This window comes from Octadecabacter sp. B2R22 (assembly GCF_018861045.1).
Taxonomy (GTDB): Bacteria; Pseudomonadota; Alphaproteobacteria; order Rhodobacterales; family Rhodobacteraceae; genus Octadecabacter.
Genome location: NZ_JAHKQJ010000002.1, coordinates 82,761 through 99,624, shown reverse-complemented (window position 1 = coordinate 99,624; position 16,864 = coordinate 82,761). Strand labels below are relative to the sequence as shown.

Below are 16,864 nucleotides of genomic sequence, written 5' to 3'. Positions count from 1 at the left end.
CTAATCAGATCAGGGCCGTGTTTCCCATTCGCGGCCCTTTTTTGTTGTCTGACGTGATCTTGTATGGTCCCATTTCATTATGACTTATTTTGCGGATATTGACGGGCAACGCTTTAAATGGCCCTCACTCAAACACCTTCTGGCCCATGCCACGCCCGAACGTACCGGTGATCAGCTGGCGGGGCTTTGCGCCAGTGGACCTGTTGAACGGCTCGCGGCGCAACGGTGTCTGGCTGATGTGCCACTGAAAGCGTTTCTGGATGATGTTTTGCAGGTTGAGGATGATGATGTCACCGCCCTGATCTTTGAACAGCATGACGCCAAAGCCTTTTCGCCTATTGCTTCGCTTACCGTTGGAGCCTTTCGCGACTGGATGCTGGACCCGACCACAACCGGCACGGATTTGACGGCGATCGCATGGGGTGTGACCCCTGAAATGGTCGCCGCCGTGAGTAAGATCATGCGCGCACAGGATCTGATTGCTGTTGCCGCCAAAATCGAAGTTGTGACCAAATTCCGATCCACCATCGGGTTGCGCGGGCACATGTCCACGCGCAATCAGCCCAACCACCCCGCCGATGACAGCCGTGGCATCGCTCTGTCGGCAATCGACGGGCTGTTGATGGGCACAGGCGACGCCGTGATTGGCGTGAACCCTGCCACGGATACCGTTCCCGATTATATCCGCATCTGCGAAGTGCTTGAACTGATCCGAACGCAACTTGATATCCCGACGCAGCATTGCCTTCTTGGGCACGTCAGCACGGCAATCAAAGCCATGGAGCAAAACGCCCCTGTTGATCTGGTTTTTCAATCCGTCGCCGGATCAACCAAGGCCAACGCTGGTTTTGGCGTCACACTGCCGATGTTGGACGAGGCTTACGATGCGGTTCACAGCCTTGGACGTGCGCCAGCAGGCAGCAATATTATGTATTTCGAAACGGGCCAAGGCGCGGCACTGTCGGCAGATGCCCACCACGACATGGATCAACAAACCATGGAAGTGCGCGCCTATGCCGTGGCGCGTGCCTATAGGCCCTTACTCGTGAACACTGTCGTCGGGTTTATCGGCCCAGAATACCTTGCGAATGGAAAACAGATCATCCGCGCCGCCTTGGAGGACCATTTTTGCGGCAAGTTGCTGGGCCTGCCGATGGGAGTGGACGTCTGCTACACCAATCATTCCTACGCCGATCAGGAAGATATGGACGTGTTGCTGACCGTGCTTTCGGCGGCGGGCGTTAGTTTTGTCATCACCGTTCCCGGATCGGACGACATCATGTTGAACTACCAAACCCTGTCACACCATGACGCCAATTATATCAGAACCACCTTGCAGCGGCCTCCCGCGCCTGAATTCGCCGCGTGGATGGATCGCATGGGCATTGGAACGCCAGATGTCAAAATCCCCTCAATCGAAAACGCCCTTGGCCAACTGCGACTGCCGACCTCATGAGTGACCCCCTTTCCCCTCACGGCGCGATCCGCGCCATCACCCAAGCCCGCCTGAATTTCGGGCCACCCCGTTTTGCTGCGGATACGGCAGCGTCGCTGGACTTTGCCCTCGATCATGCCCGCGCCCGCGAGGCCGTTGAATCAGAATTGGATGTTGCGCGACTGACGGCGGGTCTTGACGCGATGGGCCTGCCCCATGACACCGTAACCAGCGCAGCCGCCAGTCGAGACGTGTTCATCACCCGCCCCGATCTGGGCCGCCAGTTGCCACAGGATCAAGCGGACGCACTGTCGCGCCACACGCCGCCAGATGTCGCTGTCGTCTTGGGTGATGGGTTATCTGCCATTGCGATTGCCCTAAATGGGGTGGCTTTCGTCACTGAGCTGAGCAAAAGCCTGTCCCAAGACCGGTTAAGCATTGGCCCCGTGATCCTAGCGCGGCAAGCGCGGGTTGGGTTGGGAGATGGCATTGCGTTGGCGTTAGGGGCAAAGACCGTTGTGATGATTGTTGGCGAACGCCCCGGTCTATCGGCGGCAGACGGACTGGGCGTTTACATCACCCAAAATCCGTCAGCACAAACACCAGACAGTGCACGCAATTGCATCTCGAATGTTCGTGCCGAAGGTCTGCCGATCAACGACGCGGCACGCCAGACTTACGATCTGATCAAAGAGATGCGCGCGCTCGGCTGTAGCGGTGTTGCACTGAACCAAAGCCGTGCGACAAACGTTCTGACGTCAGATTAACGCAGCCACCCGCGTGCCCGGGCCGCCATCGAAATCCAAAACAGGATACAGGCGACCAAAACCGAGATTCCTGCGCTCTGCAGGACTCCGACGGACATGCCCAGTGTCATGATCATGTAAAACAGCGTCACCAAAGCCCCCATCAAAGACAGCCCCAGCGCCTGAACGGCAGCCACCCGACGCAACAGCAACAAGATGCACCCAACCGCCCCGCCGTAGACAGCAACAGCAAAAGTCGCCGATGCCCAGAATGGCCGCTGTGCGATGAACGAGCGTTGAGGCTCAGCCAATTGGGCAACAAAGTCCGCGTTGTTCTGTGTGATGTAGCTGAGGCAGCCCATCAGGCTCCACACCAATCCCAGTGCGGCAATCGACCAATAACTAAAACTCGGCTTTTCCATCATTTGTCCTTTGCTTAATACGTCATCCCTACCGCAGCACAAAAGAGGATCAAAGCAGATAGATGTCCGAATTGTGCTTAAGTTTTGTTCACCAGTAAGAATAATTATTGACTTAGGGTAATCATCACGGTGCAATCCAGCAACCGCTATAAAAGGATTCCCAAATGCCCAAACGTATTGCCATTCTCGGTGCTGGCCCGTCCGGCCTTGCCCAACTTCGCGCCTTTCAATCCGCTCAAGCTAAGGGAGAAGAAATCCCCGAGATCGTATGTTTTGAAAAGCAGTCTGAATGGGGGGGGCTTTGGAATTACACTTGGCGTACCGGGCTCGATGAATACGGCGAACCGGTGCATGGCTCCATGTATCGCTATCTCTGGTCCAACGGACCTAAAGAAGGCTTGGAATTTGCGGATTATTCTTTCGAAGAACACTTCGGCAAGCAGATCGCGTCATACCCACCCCGCGCAGTGCTGTTCGATTACATCCAAGGCCGTGTTCAAAAGGCCGGTGTACGCGACCTGATCCGTTTTGAAACAGCCGTGCGTTGGGTGAAAAAAGACGGGGACACGTTTCAAGTTACCGTTTGCCACCTCCCCGATGATCACACCTACACCGAAGAATTCGACCATGTGATCGTTTGCACAGGCCATTTCAGCACCCCGAACGTACCGCATTTCGACGGCTTTGATAAATTCAAAGGCCGCGTGCTGCACGCCCATGATTTCCGTGATGCGATGGAATTCAAAGACAAGGACATCCTGATCGTCGGCACGTCCTATTCCGCCGAAGACATCGGTTCGCAGTGTTGGAAGTACGGCGCGAAATCGATCACCGTCAGCCACCGCACCGCCGCGATGGGATATGACTGGCCCGACAACTGGGCCGAAGTCCCCCTTCTGACCCACGTGGATGGTAACACCGCCTATTTCAAAGACGGCACAACCAAAGACGTCGACGCGGTGATCTTGTGCACAGGCTACAAGCACCACTTCCCGTTCCTGCCCGACGACCTAAAACTCAAAACCGCAAACCGCTTGGCTGCTGCGGACCTGTACAAGGGCGTGGCCTATGTGGACGAACCTGATCTGTTCTATGTCGGGATGCAGGACCAATGGTTCACCTTCAACATGTTTGACGCGCAGGCGTGGTTCGTGCGTGACGTGATCATGGGGCGTATCGCCTTGCCTGACGAAGCCGCGATGAAGGCGGATGTCGCCGACCGGATCGCGCGCGAAGATGCCGGCAAGGATGACTACGATGCGATCTGGTATCAGGGCGATTACATCAAGGAACTGATTTCAGAAACCGACTACCCCTCCTTTGACGTAGAAGGGGCGTGCAAAGCCTTCAAGGAATGGAAGGGCCACAAGAAGAAGAACATCATGACCTTCCGCGATAACGGATACAAATCCGTTATCACCGGCACGATGGCGCCCAAGCACCATACGCCGTGGAAAGACGCGCTTGATGACAGCCTCGAGGTCTACCTGCAAAACTAAGCCAATTTTTCAACATCCTATCAGCCAAACCGCCCCCCAATCGGGGGCGGTCTATGGCCTTGGACACATCGCTTACCATTTCATCACCACTCGAACAGGATCACATCAATGAGCAAATACGCCCTCACCGTAACATGCCAATCCAAGCGCGGCATCGTTGCGGCCATCGCGAACTACCTTGCCGACAACAACTGCAACATCACCGACAGCGCGCAGTTTGACGACAAAGAAACCGGCAACTTTTTTATGCGCGTCAGCTTTGACACTGATGACAGCATGGACCTTGCCAGTTTGACCGACGGCTTTGCCAAATCAGCAGAAGATTTTGGCATGACGTTCGAATTCCACGATGAAACCGTCAAAATGAAGGTCGTGATCATGGTCTCGCGTTTTGGTCACTGTCTGAACGATTTGTTGTATCGCTGGCGCATCGGCGCGTTGCCGATTGATATCGTCGCCGTGATCTCGAACCACATGGATTACCAAAAGGTCGTCGTGAACAACGACATCCCGTTCCATTGCATCAAAGTGACAAAAGAAAACAAGCCAGACGCCGAGGCCAAGATCATGGCGGTGGTCGAAGACTCCGGCGCGGAGTTGATTGTTCTGGCACGTTACATGCAAATCCTGTCCGACCAGATGTGCCAAAAGATGTCGGGCAAGATCATCAACATCCACCACTCTTTCTTGCCGAGCTTCAAAGGGGCGAACCCGTATAAGCAGGCGTTCCAACGCGGCGTGAAATTGATCGGGGCGACATCACACTATGTGACAGCTGATCTGGATGAAGGCCCGATCATCGAACAAGACATCGTACGCGTCACTCATGCGCAGTCACCAGAGGATTACGTGTCCTTGGGGCGCGATGCGGAAAGTCAGGCCCTGTCCCGCGCTATCCACGCCCATATCCACCGCCGCGTGTTTATCAACGGCAGTAAAACGGTCGTGTTCCCCGCCTCACCAGGGTCTTTCGCCTCAGAGCGGATGGGGTAACCCGCCCAGCGCCCGCGATTAGCTTCGCGGGCGTTCTTTTTTGGGGTCAAAGGCCGCCAAGTCAGGGCGGATCACAGCTGGCAGACGTTTTTGATGCCCGTCAAGTTTGCCAATCTCAACCTCGGTTCCCGCATCCGCATGGGCCACATCGACACGAGCCATGGCTATGTTCTTGCCCAGTAACGGTGATCGGATCGAAGACGTCACTTCGCCAATCTGCGCACGACCAATGTGAATGCAATCGCCGTGGGCAACGTCAACTTCGCTGCCGATATCAAGACCGACCAGTTTGCGCATTGGGTGATCTTTGCGCCGGATCAGAGCGTCACGTCCTATGAAGTCATCGGGCTTTGATTTCAGCGGCACAGTAAATCCGATGCCTGCTTCGAACGGGTCGGTCTGATCCGAGAAATCGTAATCCGCAAAAATCAGACCAGCCTCGGTGCGCACGATGTCCAAAGCCTCGAGCCCCATCGGGCGCAATCCATATCCTTGCCCAGCCTCCCAGATGGCATCGAAGACTTCGGCGCAATGTTTGGGATGGCACATGACTTCATAGCCCAACTCACCGGTGTAGCCTGTACGTGAAATGACAAACGGCGTGCCTGCCTCATTGCGAAGGCGCGCAGGGGTGAAACGGAACCATGCAAGCTGGTCAAATTCGGGGTTGTGCGGCGCCGTCCAAATTAGGTCCCGCAACAGATCGCGCGATTTCGGGCCCTGCACCGCCACGTTATGCAACTGATCCGTGGAAGACCGCACCAATACCTTTAGTCCTAGCTTATCAGCCTGTTCGCGGATCCAGTCACCGCCATAATCGCTACCACCGATCCAACGAAAGTTATCGCGCCCAAGGCGAAACACCGTGCCGTCATCAATCATTCCGCCGTGCTCATAGCACATTGCCGTGTAGACAACCCCGCCCACGGGAAGCGTTTTCATATTGCGGGTAAAAACATATTGGCAAAGCGCTTCGGCGTCAGGGCCATTGATCTCAAACTTACGGAGGGGCGATAGATCCATGATCACGGCGTCTTGGCGGCAGGCGTGATATTCCGCGATCGGCCCAGCATCGGCAAAACAATTGGGCAACCAGTAGCCGTTGTATTCTACGAAATTACGGGTGTGTTTGGCAAAGCTGTCGTGAAATCCGGTTTGCTTGGTCATCTTAGGCTCCGCATCTGGTGTCGCGCGCACAGCAATGGCGCGTTGGAATGTCTCTTTGCCGGAATAGGTCCGAACATGAATGTCGGTGGGGTTCCAGCCATTGGCGGGTGATGTGTCATCTGGGCAAGCGCTGGATACGCAGACGATATCCGTAAGCGCACGCAGCAAAACGTAATCACCAGGGCGCGACCATGGTTCGTCGGAATACATCATCCCGTGATCATCTATCCCTGTGTTGAAAAAGAAATTGATCGCCATCCAACCAGCCCGCCCGCCGATGCCGAATTCCGCCAGCGCGCTGTTAAAGTTGTCAGAGCAATTGATGTGGCCGGGATAGCCGATATCATCGTAGTACTTTGCCGAACACGCCAAGGCGAAGGCATCGTGACGCCCGCAGGTGTCCTGCACAACTTCAACCAATGGCACCATGTCCTGATCGTAGTATTTCGCATGCAAGCCTGGCATCGGGTAGGCATGCCCCATCAAGGTACGCGTTGTGGTCACGTCCAACGCATGTTCGATGCCCTTGTCCAGCTTTCGAGCACTAAAGCATTCAAAGTCCGTGCATTGCCGCCCATCCACATCCAGAATTTGGATGTAGTCGCCTGCCTTCACGAAATACGCTTCGGCCGTCTGGGTATGCACACGAATGTCTTGCACCGGATCAGCCAGCGGCGTGGGCAATTCAAAGCGGACGTTCTGTTTGATAACAGCCCGCTTGATCATCAAGGTTAGGGGCGTGACCGTGTTTTGCGCTTCGATATCCATGATCCCGCCTGGGGCGGCAATGATAAGTGCGCCATCGCGCTGGGCTGTGAAGATCGCTTCGGTTTTGGCTGGCGTTGTTGCCTCGAACAGATGAACTGCGCCCGCAACGCTGACGTCGATTCTGCGTGCGTCCAACCCCATACGCAGCCCGCGCAAGGATCGATCATCACTGCCAAGCAACGCCTGCAATCCCGTCGCAGGTCCCTGCCCCGTCGCCCCGATGACACTTGCATCGATCTTGCCCTTTGTGTCGCTCACCAACAGTTCACAAGGCTGGCCGCCTTCATCATTGATGATCGTGACCTGATCGCCGACGGACACAGCCACAAGCACCGCACCGCCGCCTTCAACCACGTAACGCTCCGTACCCGCAGGCAACGAGAATATACGTGGTTCGTAAATGGTGCTCGGTTTTGGCGGCCCAGCGTTGACCTTGATATACTCGTCCCGCATGAGCGCCTCGCATGTTGCATGACTGGAATATTTATTTAACATGAAGAATATATTTGAATGCAATACATCGCAAACTTAATTGTCAGGAAACGCGTGAAAAACTTCAGCTTACCGTCTTACGGCCGTGTCGGATCGTGCCATTACCCTCTGGCGAGCCTCTGATGTCGCTGATTTTCGGGTTAATCGCCGCAGGGTGCTGGGGTCTTCATGATTTTTGTGTGCGCTTCATCAGCCAAAACGCCCCCGTAAGCGCCTGCCTGCTTGCAGTCATGGTGTTTGGCCTGCTGTTTCAAGCTGTCCTTCTTGTCGCGACGGGCAGCTATGCCCGAGTCCCAGAAGCCAGCGTCTTGCCATTGCTGTGTGCGGGCGTGTCTTTTGCTGTCGCCAATTGTGGGCTTTATGTTGCGTTTCAGCGGGGGCCTGTGTGGCTCGCGGCCCCGCTGGTTGCGTGTTTCTCGGTTTTCTCAATTGGGATTTCAGTGATCGCAGGCGCGCAAGTTTCATTGGGGCAATGGGGGGCGATCCTTGTGATCCTTGCAGGCATTGCGATGGTAGCGGTTCTCGCAGATCGGGACCGCACCCAAGAAAGTGATTGGTTTTGGACGGTAGTGAGCGCGTTGGTCGCGGCGGCGGCCTTCGCGAGCACATTTGCCTTCGGTCATGCCGCCACTGAACTTACCAACGGACTGGTGGCTGCAATGGGAACACGGGTGATCGCGATTGGCGTTCTGGCCTGCGGTATCATTGCGCTGCGCCTCCCGCTTTGGCCAAAACGCGGAACGCTCGGTGTTCTTGCGATTATGGGGGTTCTTGATGGGGTCGCCATTCTGTCAATCATGACCGCCGCTGACTACCCGCACCCCGAATACGCCGCGGTCGCGACCGCGATATATGGACTGCCGACGATTTGGCTCGCCTCGGTTTTCTTGAAAGAGCGGGTAAATGCCTATCAATGGGCCGGATGTTTGGTGGCTTTCTGCGGCATTGCCTATCTGTCACTTTGAACGTCTACAGGTCTAAGCGATAGACAAAGAACAATACCGTCCGAGAGAGAGCCCCAGCGGACCTTGGAGCGTATCATGTAAATACGACCCCGGTGCGCTATTGGGAATAGAACGCAGCTCACGGCTCTTATCAGAAAGAGCCGTGAGCCCAACGTTATCTGGCTTTTCGCGCCCTTAGGATCGGCAGGATAATCAAACCCGCGGCTACTACCAAAAGCCCCAGTGTCATTGGGCGTTCAAGGATGAACGACACGCCGCCGTACAACTGCATTGAGCGAGAGAAGTTGTCTTCCATCATGCCGCCCAAGATGAACCCGATCAACAAGGGGGGAAGCGGGAAGTTCGCGAATTTTAGCGCGATGCCGCAGACCCCGAAGCCAACCAAGATTAGCAATTCAGTTGCGTTGTTTTGCCCAATGTAGGCCCCCATTAACGTAAAGAACAAGATGAACGGGATCAGGTAGTTGCGCGGAATCGCCAACAGTTTTGCGATGTAGGGGATCAGTGGCAGGTTCAGGATCAACAGCACCAGATTGCCGATGAACATCGACATGATGACAGCCCAGAAAATTTGCGGCTCATCCACCATCAAACGCGGACCCGGTGTAACGTTCAGCGCAATCAGTGCCCCAAGAAGGATCGCCGTGGTCCCAGACCCTGGAATGCCCAACGTTAAAAGCGGCACGAATGACCCTGTACAGGCCGCGTTATTTGCTGTCTCTGGTGCGGCGAGGCCCTTGATAGATCCTTTTCCAAACTCGTCTTGCTCGTCCTTGGGTGCAATGTTGCGTTCGACCGCATAACCAAGGAAAGACGCAATCGTAGCGCCCGCACCGGGCAGAACCCCGATAAAGAAGCCCTGTATCGATTGGCGTCCAATGACGGGTGCGATAGCGCGGGCTTCGGCGCGGGTTATGCGCAGGTCCTTAATTTCACCACCATCATCCCCAAGGTTCTTGGGTTTCAGGACAAGGAAGACCGCCTCTGGCAAGGCAAACATCGCCATCGCCAAAGTGATAAAGCCAAAGCCAGATTGCAGATCCATGATGCCCGCTGTGAAGCGTGGCATGTTGAACAACGCCCCCTCGCCCACAGTGGCCATGATCAGGCCCAAAACGGTCATCATGACGGCTTTGGTCACTTGCCCCGGACCAGCAAAGGCCGCGATCGCAGACAGGCCAACGACCATCAACGCGAAGTATTCCGCCGAGTGGAACAGCAACGCCACCGACGACAACATCGGCGCAAAGATCATCAGCAAGATCGCACCAATCGTGCCCCCTGCAAAGCTAGAGATCGCGGCAATAGTCAAAGCCTTACCAGCCTTACCTTGCCGCGCCATGGGGTAACCATCAAAGCTGGAGGCAACCGTGCCTGCAACACCGGGCGCGTTCAGCAAGATCGAAGACGTCGACCCGCCAAAGATCGCACCATAATACACACCAGCCAGCAGAATCAGCGCCGCTGACGGATCACCCATTGTGATCGCCACGGGGATCATGATCGCGATGATCGACATTGGGCCAAGACCCGGCAACATACCGATGAATGTCCCGATCAAACAGCCGCCAATGACGACCAATAGGTTTTGTAAGGACAGGGCCGTTTGCAGGCCAATCAGAATACCTTCGAGCATTGCGTTACACCCCCATGAAGAACGGCAAAGGACGCAAGAAGATGCCCAGCACCTCTTGCACGAGATACCAAACAGCACCTGTCGCGATTAGCGCGACGGGGACCATCACGTGCCACTTACGCTCGCCCAGAATGAATGATCCGATGATCAAAAAAGCCGAGGTTGAGAACACAAATCCCAACGGACGCAAGCACAGGGCGTAAACAACCATCAAACCCAGCAGGAACAACGCCTGCCCGATGAAGTAGTCACCCAAACGACGGTGATCGATATCGCCGATCTTCTCTTCGCCCTTCTCAAGCCCGAGCAAAATGACGAGCGAGGCAACGATACCAATAATCGAAAGCACCTTGGGGAATGTGCTTGGCCAGATCGGGTTGCGACGCATGAATGGCGCAAGGCTGCCGTCCATCGTGAACCACGCGGTGTAGCCATAAACAATGCAGATGCCCAACAGGACAAGTGCGATCCAACGATCCAAGGCCATCAGCCAACCCCCAATTTTCAAGAAATAAAAGTGGCAGAGCGGGCGAACCGCTCTGCCGAATGGTCTTCTCTTAGAGGAAGCCCAGTTTTGTCATCAGATCGCCAATGGCCGTTTCCTGCTCTTCAAGGAACGTTTGGAAATCATCACCTGAGTTGTGGATGTTAACCCAACCGTTGCGGGCGCGAACTGCTTCCCACTCTTCGGTGTCATACATCGCAGCAATCGCATCTTGGTACGCTGTCAGCTGCTCTTGTGGCAGGCCAGGAACCGCAAAGAAACCACGCCAGTTGACGAAGGTTGTATCGATGCCCTGCTCCATCATGGTCATCGCTTCTGGTGCCGCGTCAACGCGGGCATCAGCTGTCACGCCAATGATTTGAACTTCGCCCTGATTGGCCAGATCGACCGCTTCAGAAAAGCCCGTGGAAAGCGCTTTGATTTCGCCAGACAGCAGAGCCGCCATCGCAGTACCACCAGCGTCGTACGGGATGTAGTTCACACCCAATGCGTCACGACCAGATGCTTCCATAACCATGGCTGCAACGAGGTGGTCCATACCGCCCGGAACAGATCCGCCACCAATTGGTGTGCCAGCTGGATCCGCGTCATACACGGCCAAGAACTCTTCCATGTTGGTCACGTCGCTGCCCGCAGGCACAACAATCGCAGCGTAATCGCCGATAGTGCCCGAGACCAATGTCAGGTCACGGAAGTTATGCGGGAAAACGCCCGTCAGTGAGCGGATCACGATAGGGGTCGAGTTGACCATCAAAGTGCCGTGGTTGCTGTCTGCGTTCTCGATCATATAACCGATCGCAACGCCACCGCCGCCACCGGACATGTTTTCATAAGACGCAGAGCCGACGATGCCAGCTTCGGTCAGGGCTTCGCCTGTGCCGCGTGCTGTGCCGTCCCAGCCGCCACCGGCGCCGCCGGGAATAATGAAGTGGATATCATCAAGGACTTGGTGGCCGTCAGCGAAGGCTGCGTTCCCAAGGCCCAAGGTAGCAACCGCAGTTGCGATCAGGGCGCGACGGCCCATTTTCATCGTTGTCATGTTCTTCTCCCATTTGGTAGCCGTCTCCCACGGCTGTGCAGAGAACAAACCACACCAACCTGACACGGACCTGTCACGCCAAATATCGGATAAATGCGCCAATGAAATACCTGCTCGTCGAAGACAACATGGACCTCGCAAACGCGATTTCAGCGCGTATCCGCCTGGACGGTCATATCGTTGATCACGCTGCAAAAATTGCGGACGCCACCGCCTTTGCATCAACGGGTGAATACGACCTTATCCTGCTTGATATTATGTTACCTGACGGGGACGGTCGCAGCTTCCTTAAACAGCACCGCGCAGCCCAAAACGACACGCCAATCATCGTTCTAACGGCCCGCAGTCAGGTGTCTGATCGAATCAGTATGTTGGATCTCGGGGCAGATGACTATGTCACCAAGCCCTTTGATCACTCCGAACTACAGGCCAGATGCCGCGCCGTTTTACGCCGAAAATCCGGTTCTGCACAATCTGTTTTGACGGTCGGAGACGTTGAGTTTGACACGCTTGCAGGCCACCTCAGCGTAAAAGGTAAGAACATTAACCTGCGTAATCGCGAACTGCGGCTTCTGGAACTTCTAATTACGTCCAAGGGACAGGTGTTTTCGAAACAGAAGCTCGTTGATCGGTTGTTTTCTTATGATGATGACGTATCCGAAAACGCGATTGAGGTGTATATTGGCCGCCTACGCAAACACCTCGAGGGGTCGCGGGTGCAAATTAAGACGCTGCGCGGCATAGGGTATAGGCTGGATGATGACGGATGATGTGAATGTCTCAGGATCACTTCGCAACCGCTTGGCCTTGATCCTGACGGGCGGCGCCGCTGTCTTGGCTGCCATCCTTTTTGTCGTCGTCCGCGCCCTTGCCACGCAAGTCGCCCAGCAAGGCCAAGACAACATTCTCAATGCATCGATGTCGTCCATCTTGGACACGGCTATTATCCGTGATGGACGTGTGACGTTGGATTTCCCCTATTCGTCTTTATCCATGCTTGGAACAGCCGCAGACGACCGCGTGTTTTATGCGATCTATGAAAACGGAACGCTTCTTTCGGGGTATGACAAACTCCAGACTCCCGACACGGCCTCACCTGATCAGAACCAGTTCACCAACGCCGTCTTTAACGGCGACCCGATCCGCGTCGCGACAGGCGCGCGGGTCTTGATCGGGTCCGACGGGCCACGCACGGTTTCGGTGTCCATCGCACAAACCCAAGACGCCTTGTCAGACAGCCTCAGCGTCATCTCGCGCAATGTCGCGCTGATTGGATTGGGGTTCTTTGTCTTGTCATCCGTCCTCGCCCTTTGGGCCGCATCTGTAACCAGTGGCCAACTGCACAGGCTAACACGGTCGGTTACCCGCCGCGGGCCGCAAGACCTTAGCCCCGTGACAAAGCCCGTTCCAAGTGAAATGGGCCCTTTGGTGGGGTCGCTCAACACATTCATGTCGCGCTTAGATCATACGCTGACTCAATCTGAGGACTTCATCGCCGAAGCCGCTCACCGTATTCGCACGCCTCTAGCCACCGTCCGGTCTCATGCCGAAGCCACGTTGCAGCGGGTAGAACACGCCGACAACCGCGCGGCCCTGCAATCCATGGTGCGTGCGATCGACGAAAGCAGCCGTGCCGCGGGCCAATTGCTAGATCACGCGATGGTAACGTTTCGCGCCGAGAACCTAGAAACGGAAGACGTCAATCTGGTCGAACTCTTGCGCGAACTGGTTCAACGGATGACACCCGTCGCAGACATGAAAGACATCACGTTGACCTTGAAATCGGAGGGGCCCGCCATCCTATCTGGCGATGCTATCTTGCTGCAAAACGCGCTGCGCAATCTGATCGACAACGCGCTAAAATATGCGCCTGCTGAAACAGCCGTCGTCATTGATGTCTCTACCACACCAACTGTAAACATAAGCGTTCTGGACGGCGGGCCCGGTTTTGCCCCCGATGAGATTGCGACCCTGTCAGGCAGGTTCGTGCGTGGCAAAGATACGGGAAACAAGGTGGGGTCAGGTCTCGGCCTAACGATCGCCAAAGAAGTCACCACTGCACATGGTGGTACAATGTCTCTGCATAATAGACCGGAGGGCGGCGCATGCGTTACCTTGCACTTCTAGCCCTGTGTTTGGCACCACTGGTCGCGATGGCCCAAGACTGGGAAGACCAGAGAATGTTCGGCGCGGAAAACGCCGATACAACATTGCGCATCCTATCCAGCACGGACACCTCGTTCTTTGCGCCCATCATCGATGACTTCATCGCGGCCAATCCAGCGGTGTCCGTAGAATACCTTGTGACCGGGACCGCCGACCTAAACAGGATTTTTCGCGAAACACCCAATGACTTCGATGTGGTCATCTCCAGCGCGATGGACCTGCAACTGAAACTTGCCAACGACGGATTTGCAGCGCGGCTGTTTGACGTCAACCACCCCGATTGGGCCCAATGGCACGACAGCCTGTTTGCATTTACGTCCGAGCCAGCAGCAATTGTCGTAAACCGCAGCGCTTTGGGTGATTTGCCAATCCCCAACACCCGCCAAGACCTGATCCAATTGATGCGGGATAATCCCGACCGATTTCAAAGCAAGGTCGGAACCTATGACGTTCGACAATCCGGCCTGGGCTATCTGTTCGCCACTCAAGATGCGCGCGCGTCTGAAACCTTTTGGCGCTTGACCGAAGTTATGGGCCGCATCAACGCGCGCCTTTATTGCTGTTCAGGCCAGATGATCGATGACTTAATCTCTGGCGATCTGATCATGGCTTACAATGTCTTGGGAAGCTATGCACAGGTGCGTGCCGAAAGCTCCAACGAGTTATTGGTCATCCTGCCGTCTGAATTCCCAACGACGATGATGCGCACGGTACTGGCCTCTCGCGGTGCCACCGACCCGCTCGTGGCCGAAGACTTCATTCGCCATCTCCTGACGCTGCAGGCGAATGGTGACCCGACGCACTTCCCTCTCCCTCCGCTGTCGCCAAGCGAAGCAAATGAAGGGCAAACAACCATCGCCCTAAATCCCGCATTGATGACTTATCTGGACCAGATGAAACGCAGTGCATTCATCCGCGAATGGGAAGATGCGATTGTGCAGGATGAATAACGATCCCCCGCTATATTTTGGATGATTGGCACAATCTGCTTTTGCCCCCCCCCTTCCTCAACGAAAAGAACCAAACTCGGTCTTGGACCGAACGCCCGCGCGTATACGACCACGGCGCAAGGACGAGCTTTGAAATGAAGGGCGAACATCATCTAACCGTTGATCTTAGGGCGCCCAATGCATGATCAACTTCAACAACTCCACCAACGGCAGACCTATGTGTCGTCTAACAAGTAGGGAGGTGGCGGACCGAGGAGGATTCTTCACAGCGAGTCACGCCAATTAAGCCATTAATAAAAAATGATTAATTTAACACTCACACTAAAAATGTCATGCAAATTGTCATGCACAAATTCGTTTCCCTCAAGGTTTATTAAGCATGTGCAGACGTCTATGTCGGGTAATTTTGTAGAGTGCGTTGGTTGCGGGAGGGCGCAACCGTCGAAACTTACCGATGCTGAAGTGTGTCGTCTAAGCTGTGATTACGCATAGGAATAGCGTACGAAATCGACAGCTTTGCCCTTAAGATGGGAATGAAAGCGGCAGACCATCGAATGACTGAAAGATGGCAAGGTCTGTTTCAGACAAGCTTGTTGTGCGGCCAAAGTGATAGGCAAGTGACATCGCTACATGCACAAATCCGAACTATAGGATGCGCTGCTCGTCAAGATTTGTTTCCGATGCCAAAAGCTTTGCAAGGTTCAAAATTCGTTGAGGCGTGGCTATGCGAGTTGGTTCCATAGGCGGATTGCGAAAAACTACACCGAACTCATAACAGGGATCGGCGACGATGCCTTTGGGGTCAATCGCCAGCCAGCCACGATCCGACTGAATAATGGTGTCATAATTGAGGTCGCCGTGCATCAATCGTGGTAGTTCGGTTGTTGCAACAAGCCGGCGCGCGCTACTTCCAACCGCGACTCTTGTTAGATAACAGTAGTTTATCTAGCAGGAGGAATCGGTATAGGAACGACTTTTACACAACTAAGTATCACAGAACGACGCAGAATCGAACGCTGGAGACATGCAAAAGTCCCTGTGAACGAAATGGCACGTGTTTTGAAACGCTGTCGGTCGACTATTTTCCGTGAGTTGAAACGCAATCATTTCAGCGATGAATGCATGCCAAAATGCGATGGATACTACGGCGCTGCTGCGCATTTGATGCAGGCTGATCGGCGTGCGCGGGACCGTAAACTCATCAAACATCCAGAACTATGTAAGCGTGTCATTGAACAGATCAAAGACGGCTGGACGCCTGAGCAGATTGGCAATCGGATGATCCAAGAATGCGCCAAGCTGCGGGTGTGTCAGGAAACGATTTACCGCTACATCTACTCGAAAGACGGCATGCGCGATGATCTGTGGTGGTACCTGCCGACGCACCGTGTTGCTCGCAGGCCGCAACGCACCAGAAGACGCCGAGAACCAAAATTCCACCGTGATGTCAGTATTTTGTTCCGCCCCGATGATGTTGCGCATCGCCGTAATTTTGGTCACTGGGAAGGCGATTTGATGCTGTTTAAACAGCAACTTGTCCAGCCCAACGTCACCTCGCTAGTCGAGCGTGTCAGCCGGTTCAGAGTGATCCTGAATAACCCCAACAAGCGTACGAAATCCGTGATGGGAAAGATCATCAAAGCAATCAAAGACCTGCCCCATCAGGCACGTCGATCGATCACCTTTGATCGTGGATCAGAGTTTATAGACTGGCCGCACCGTCAGGCTAAGATTGGCACCCAAACCTGGTTCTGCGATCCCTCCTCCCCTTGGCAGAAAGGAACCGTTGAGAACACCAACCGTCGCGCTAGACGCTGGCTGCCGCGTAAACGAGACATCCGCTTGATGACGGACCAGGACATGAAAGAGATCTGTGACCGGCTCAACAACACGCCCCGAAAATGCTTGGGCTGGAAAACACCCGCTGAAGTCTTCCGCGAAAAGATGATGGAGGAATTGCGATGACACTCCTACCCTGACCCAAACAAGAGTCGCACTTCACGTATCGTTTACAGTGGCGCCCACCTGCCTGAAGCTGTGGTGGATTGAGGGATTCCTCTGACTACTGCGTGCAGATCAAA

At 54.9% G+C, this 16,864-nt stretch carries 15 protein-coding genes; 9 read left to right on the top strand and 6 right to left on the bottom strand.

Annotation, left to right across the window (positions count from 1 at the left end; all coding sequences use genetic code 11):
• Positions 1-79: 79 nt before the first annotated feature.
• Together KO486_RS00550 and eutC are read left to right on the top strand one after the other, a co-directional pair.
• A complete protein-coding gene (locus tag KO486_RS00550; protein ID WP_216035277.1) occupies positions 80-1,456 on the top strand; it encodes an ethanolamine ammonia-lyase subunit EutB in 1,377 nt (458 codons plus the stop codon).
• Positions 1,453-2,202, top strand: a complete 750-nt coding sequence (gene eutC / locus KO486_RS00545) for an ethanolamine ammonia-lyase subunit EutC (RefSeq protein WP_216035276.1) — start codon at positions 1,453-1,455, stop codon at positions 2,200-2,202. Before KO486_RS00550 ends, eutC begins: the two co-directional genes overlap by 4 nt.
• Here eutC and KO486_RS00540 read toward each other — a convergent pair.
• The gene (locus tag KO486_RS00540; protein ID WP_252734428.1) at positions 2,199-2,603 is read right to left on the bottom strand and encodes a hypothetical protein; all 405 of its coding nucleotides are present in this window, start codon (positions 2,601-2,603) and stop codon (positions 2,199-2,201) included. The two genes, eutC and KO486_RS00540, sit on opposite strands and share 4 nt — an antisense overlap.
• A 164-nt stretch (positions 2,604-2,767) precedes the next feature.
• Between KO486_RS00540 and KO486_RS00535 the strand changes: the two genes are divergently transcribed.
• Both KO486_RS00535 and purU read left to right on the top strand, forming a co-directional pair.
• The gene (locus tag KO486_RS00535; RefSeq protein WP_216035274.1) at positions 2,768-4,102 is read left to right on the top strand and encodes an NAD(P)/FAD-dependent oxidoreductase; all 1,335 of its coding nucleotides are present in this window, start codon (positions 2,768-2,770) and stop codon (positions 4,100-4,102) included.
• 108 nt (positions 4,103-4,210) lie between these two features.
• Entirely contained in the window at positions 4,211-5,095 is an 885-nt protein-coding gene (gene purU, locus KO486_RS00530) for a formyltetrahydrofolate deformylase (RefSeq protein ID WP_216035273.1), read from the top strand.
• Positions 5,096-5,113: 18 nt separating this feature from the next.
• Here purU and KO486_RS00525 read toward each other — a convergent pair whose 3' ends face one another.
• Positions 5,114-7,483, bottom strand: coding sequence for an aminomethyltransferase family protein (locus KO486_RS00525; protein WP_216035629.1), 2,370 nt, complete (start codon positions 7,481-7,483; stop codon positions 5,114-5,116).
• 161 nt (positions 7,484-7,644) lie between these two features.
• Here KO486_RS00525 and KO486_RS00520 point away from each other — a divergent pair, with 161 nt between their 5' ends.
• The gene (locus tag KO486_RS00520) at positions 7,645-8,487 is read left to right on the top strand and encodes an EamA family transporter (protein ID WP_216035272.1); all 843 of its coding nucleotides are present in this window, start codon (positions 7,645-7,647) and stop codon (positions 8,485-8,487) included.
• A 154-nt stretch (positions 8,488-8,641) separates the two neighbouring features.
• On the opposite strand, the gene KO486_RS00515 is transcribed toward KO486_RS00520, so the two are convergent.
• From KO486_RS00515 to KO486_RS00505, 3 genes are all read right to left on the bottom strand, one after another.
• Positions 8,642-10,123 carry a tripartite tricarboxylate transporter permease gene (locus tag KO486_RS00515; RefSeq protein WP_216035271.1) on the bottom strand — a complete coding sequence of 494 codons (1,482 nt, stop codon included), beginning with the start codon at positions 10,121-10,123 and terminating at the stop codon, positions 8,642-8,644.
• Positions 10,124-10,127: 4 nt separating this feature from the next.
• Entirely contained in the window at positions 10,128-10,610 is a 483-nt protein-coding gene (locus KO486_RS00510; RefSeq protein ID WP_216035270.1) for a tripartite tricarboxylate transporter TctB family protein, read from the bottom strand.
• Between the two features lie 70 nt (positions 10,611-10,680).
• A complete protein-coding gene (locus tag KO486_RS00505) occupies positions 10,681-11,667 on the bottom strand; it encodes a tripartite tricarboxylate transporter substrate-binding protein (RefSeq protein ID WP_216035269.1) in 987 nt (328 codons plus the stop codon).
• A 101-nt stretch (positions 11,668-11,768) separates the two neighbouring features.
• Between KO486_RS00505 and KO486_RS00500 the strand changes: the two genes are divergently transcribed.
• Genes KO486_RS00500 through KO486_RS00490 form a run of 3 tightly spaced genes read left to right on the top strand, consistent with a single transcriptional unit; the run spans position 11,769 to position 14,783 of the window.
• Positions 11,769-12,437, top strand: coding sequence for a response regulator transcription factor (locus KO486_RS00500; protein WP_216035268.1), 669 nt, complete (start codon positions 11,769-11,771; stop codon positions 12,435-12,437).
• Positions 12,427-13,794 carry a sensor histidine kinase gene (locus tag KO486_RS00495; RefSeq protein WP_216035628.1) on the top strand — a complete coding sequence of 456 codons (1,368 nt, stop codon included), beginning with the start codon at positions 12,427-12,429 and terminating at the stop codon, positions 13,792-13,794. The genes KO486_RS00500 and KO486_RS00495 overlap by 11 nt, the downstream gene beginning before the upstream one ends.
• Entirely contained in the window at positions 13,773-14,783 is a 1,011-nt protein-coding gene (locus tag KO486_RS00490) for an ABC transporter substrate-binding protein (protein WP_216035267.1), read from the top strand. The genes KO486_RS00495 and KO486_RS00490 overlap by 22 nt, the downstream gene beginning before the upstream one ends.
• 645 nt (positions 14,784-15,428) lie before the next feature.
• Here the strand turns inward: KO486_RS00490 and KO486_RS00485 are convergent.
• Positions 15,429-15,728, bottom strand: coding sequence for an aminoglycoside phosphotransferase family protein (locus tag KO486_RS00485; protein ID WP_216035627.1), 300 nt, complete (start codon positions 15,726-15,728; stop codon positions 15,429-15,431).
• A gap of 18 nt (positions 15,729-15,746) precedes the next feature.
• Between KO486_RS00485 and KO486_RS00480 the strand changes: the two genes are divergently transcribed.
• A complete protein-coding gene (locus tag KO486_RS00480) occupies positions 15,747-16,748 on the top strand; it encodes an IS30 family transposase (protein ID WP_216035626.1) in 1,002 nt (333 codons plus the stop codon).
• The last annotated feature ends 116 nt before the right edge of the window (positions 16,749-16,864 follow it).

Bases quoted from the DNA above. Each gene is read 5' to 3' on its own strand.
- KO486_RS00535 (WP_216035274.1), top strand. From the start codon at position 2,768: ATGCCCAAACGTATTGCCATTCTCGGTGCTGGCCCGTCCGGCCTTGCC.
- KO486_RS00500 (WP_216035268.1), top strand. From the start codon at position 11,769: ATGAAATACCTGCTCGTCGAAGACAACATGGACCTCGCAAACGCGATT.
- KO486_RS00520 (WP_216035272.1), top strand. From the start codon at position 7,645: ATGTCGCTGATTTTCGGGTTAATCGCCGCAGGGTGCTGGGGTCTTCAT.
- KO486_RS00550 (WP_216035277.1), top strand. From the start codon at position 80: ATGACTTATTTTGCGGATATTGACGGGCAACGCTTTAAATGGCCCTCA.
- KO486_RS00540 (WP_252734428.1), bottom strand. From the start codon at position 2,603: ATGGAAAAGCCGAGTTTTAGTTATTGGTCGATTGCCGCACTGGGATTG.
- purU (WP_216035273.1), top strand. From the start codon at position 4,211: ATGAGCAAATACGCCCTCACCGTAACATGCCAATCCAAGCGCGGCATC.
- KO486_RS00505 (WP_216035269.1), bottom strand. From the start codon at position 11,667: ATGACAACGATGAAAATGGGCCGTCGCGCCCTGATCGCAACTGCGGTT.
- KO486_RS00490 (WP_216035267.1), top strand. From the start codon at position 13,773: ATGCGTTACCTTGCACTTCTAGCCCTGTGTTTGGCACCACTGGTCGCG.
- KO486_RS00495 (WP_216035628.1), top strand. From the start codon at position 12,427: ATGACGGATGATGTGAATGTCTCAGGATCACTTCGCAACCGCTTGGCC.
- KO486_RS00525 (WP_216035629.1), bottom strand. From the start codon at position 7,483: ATGCGGGACGAGTATATCAAGGTCAACGCTGGGCCGCCAAAACCGAGC.
- KO486_RS00510 (WP_216035270.1), bottom strand. From the start codon at position 10,610: ATGGCCTTGGATCGTTGGATCGCACTTGTCCTGTTGGGCATCTGCATT.
- KO486_RS00515 (WP_216035271.1), bottom strand. From the start codon at position 10,123: ATGCTCGAAGGTATTCTGATTGGCCTGCAAACGGCCCTGTCCTTACAA.
- eutC (WP_216035276.1), top strand. From the start codon at position 1,453: ATGAGTGACCCCCTTTCCCCTCACGGCGCGATCCGCGCCATCACCCAA.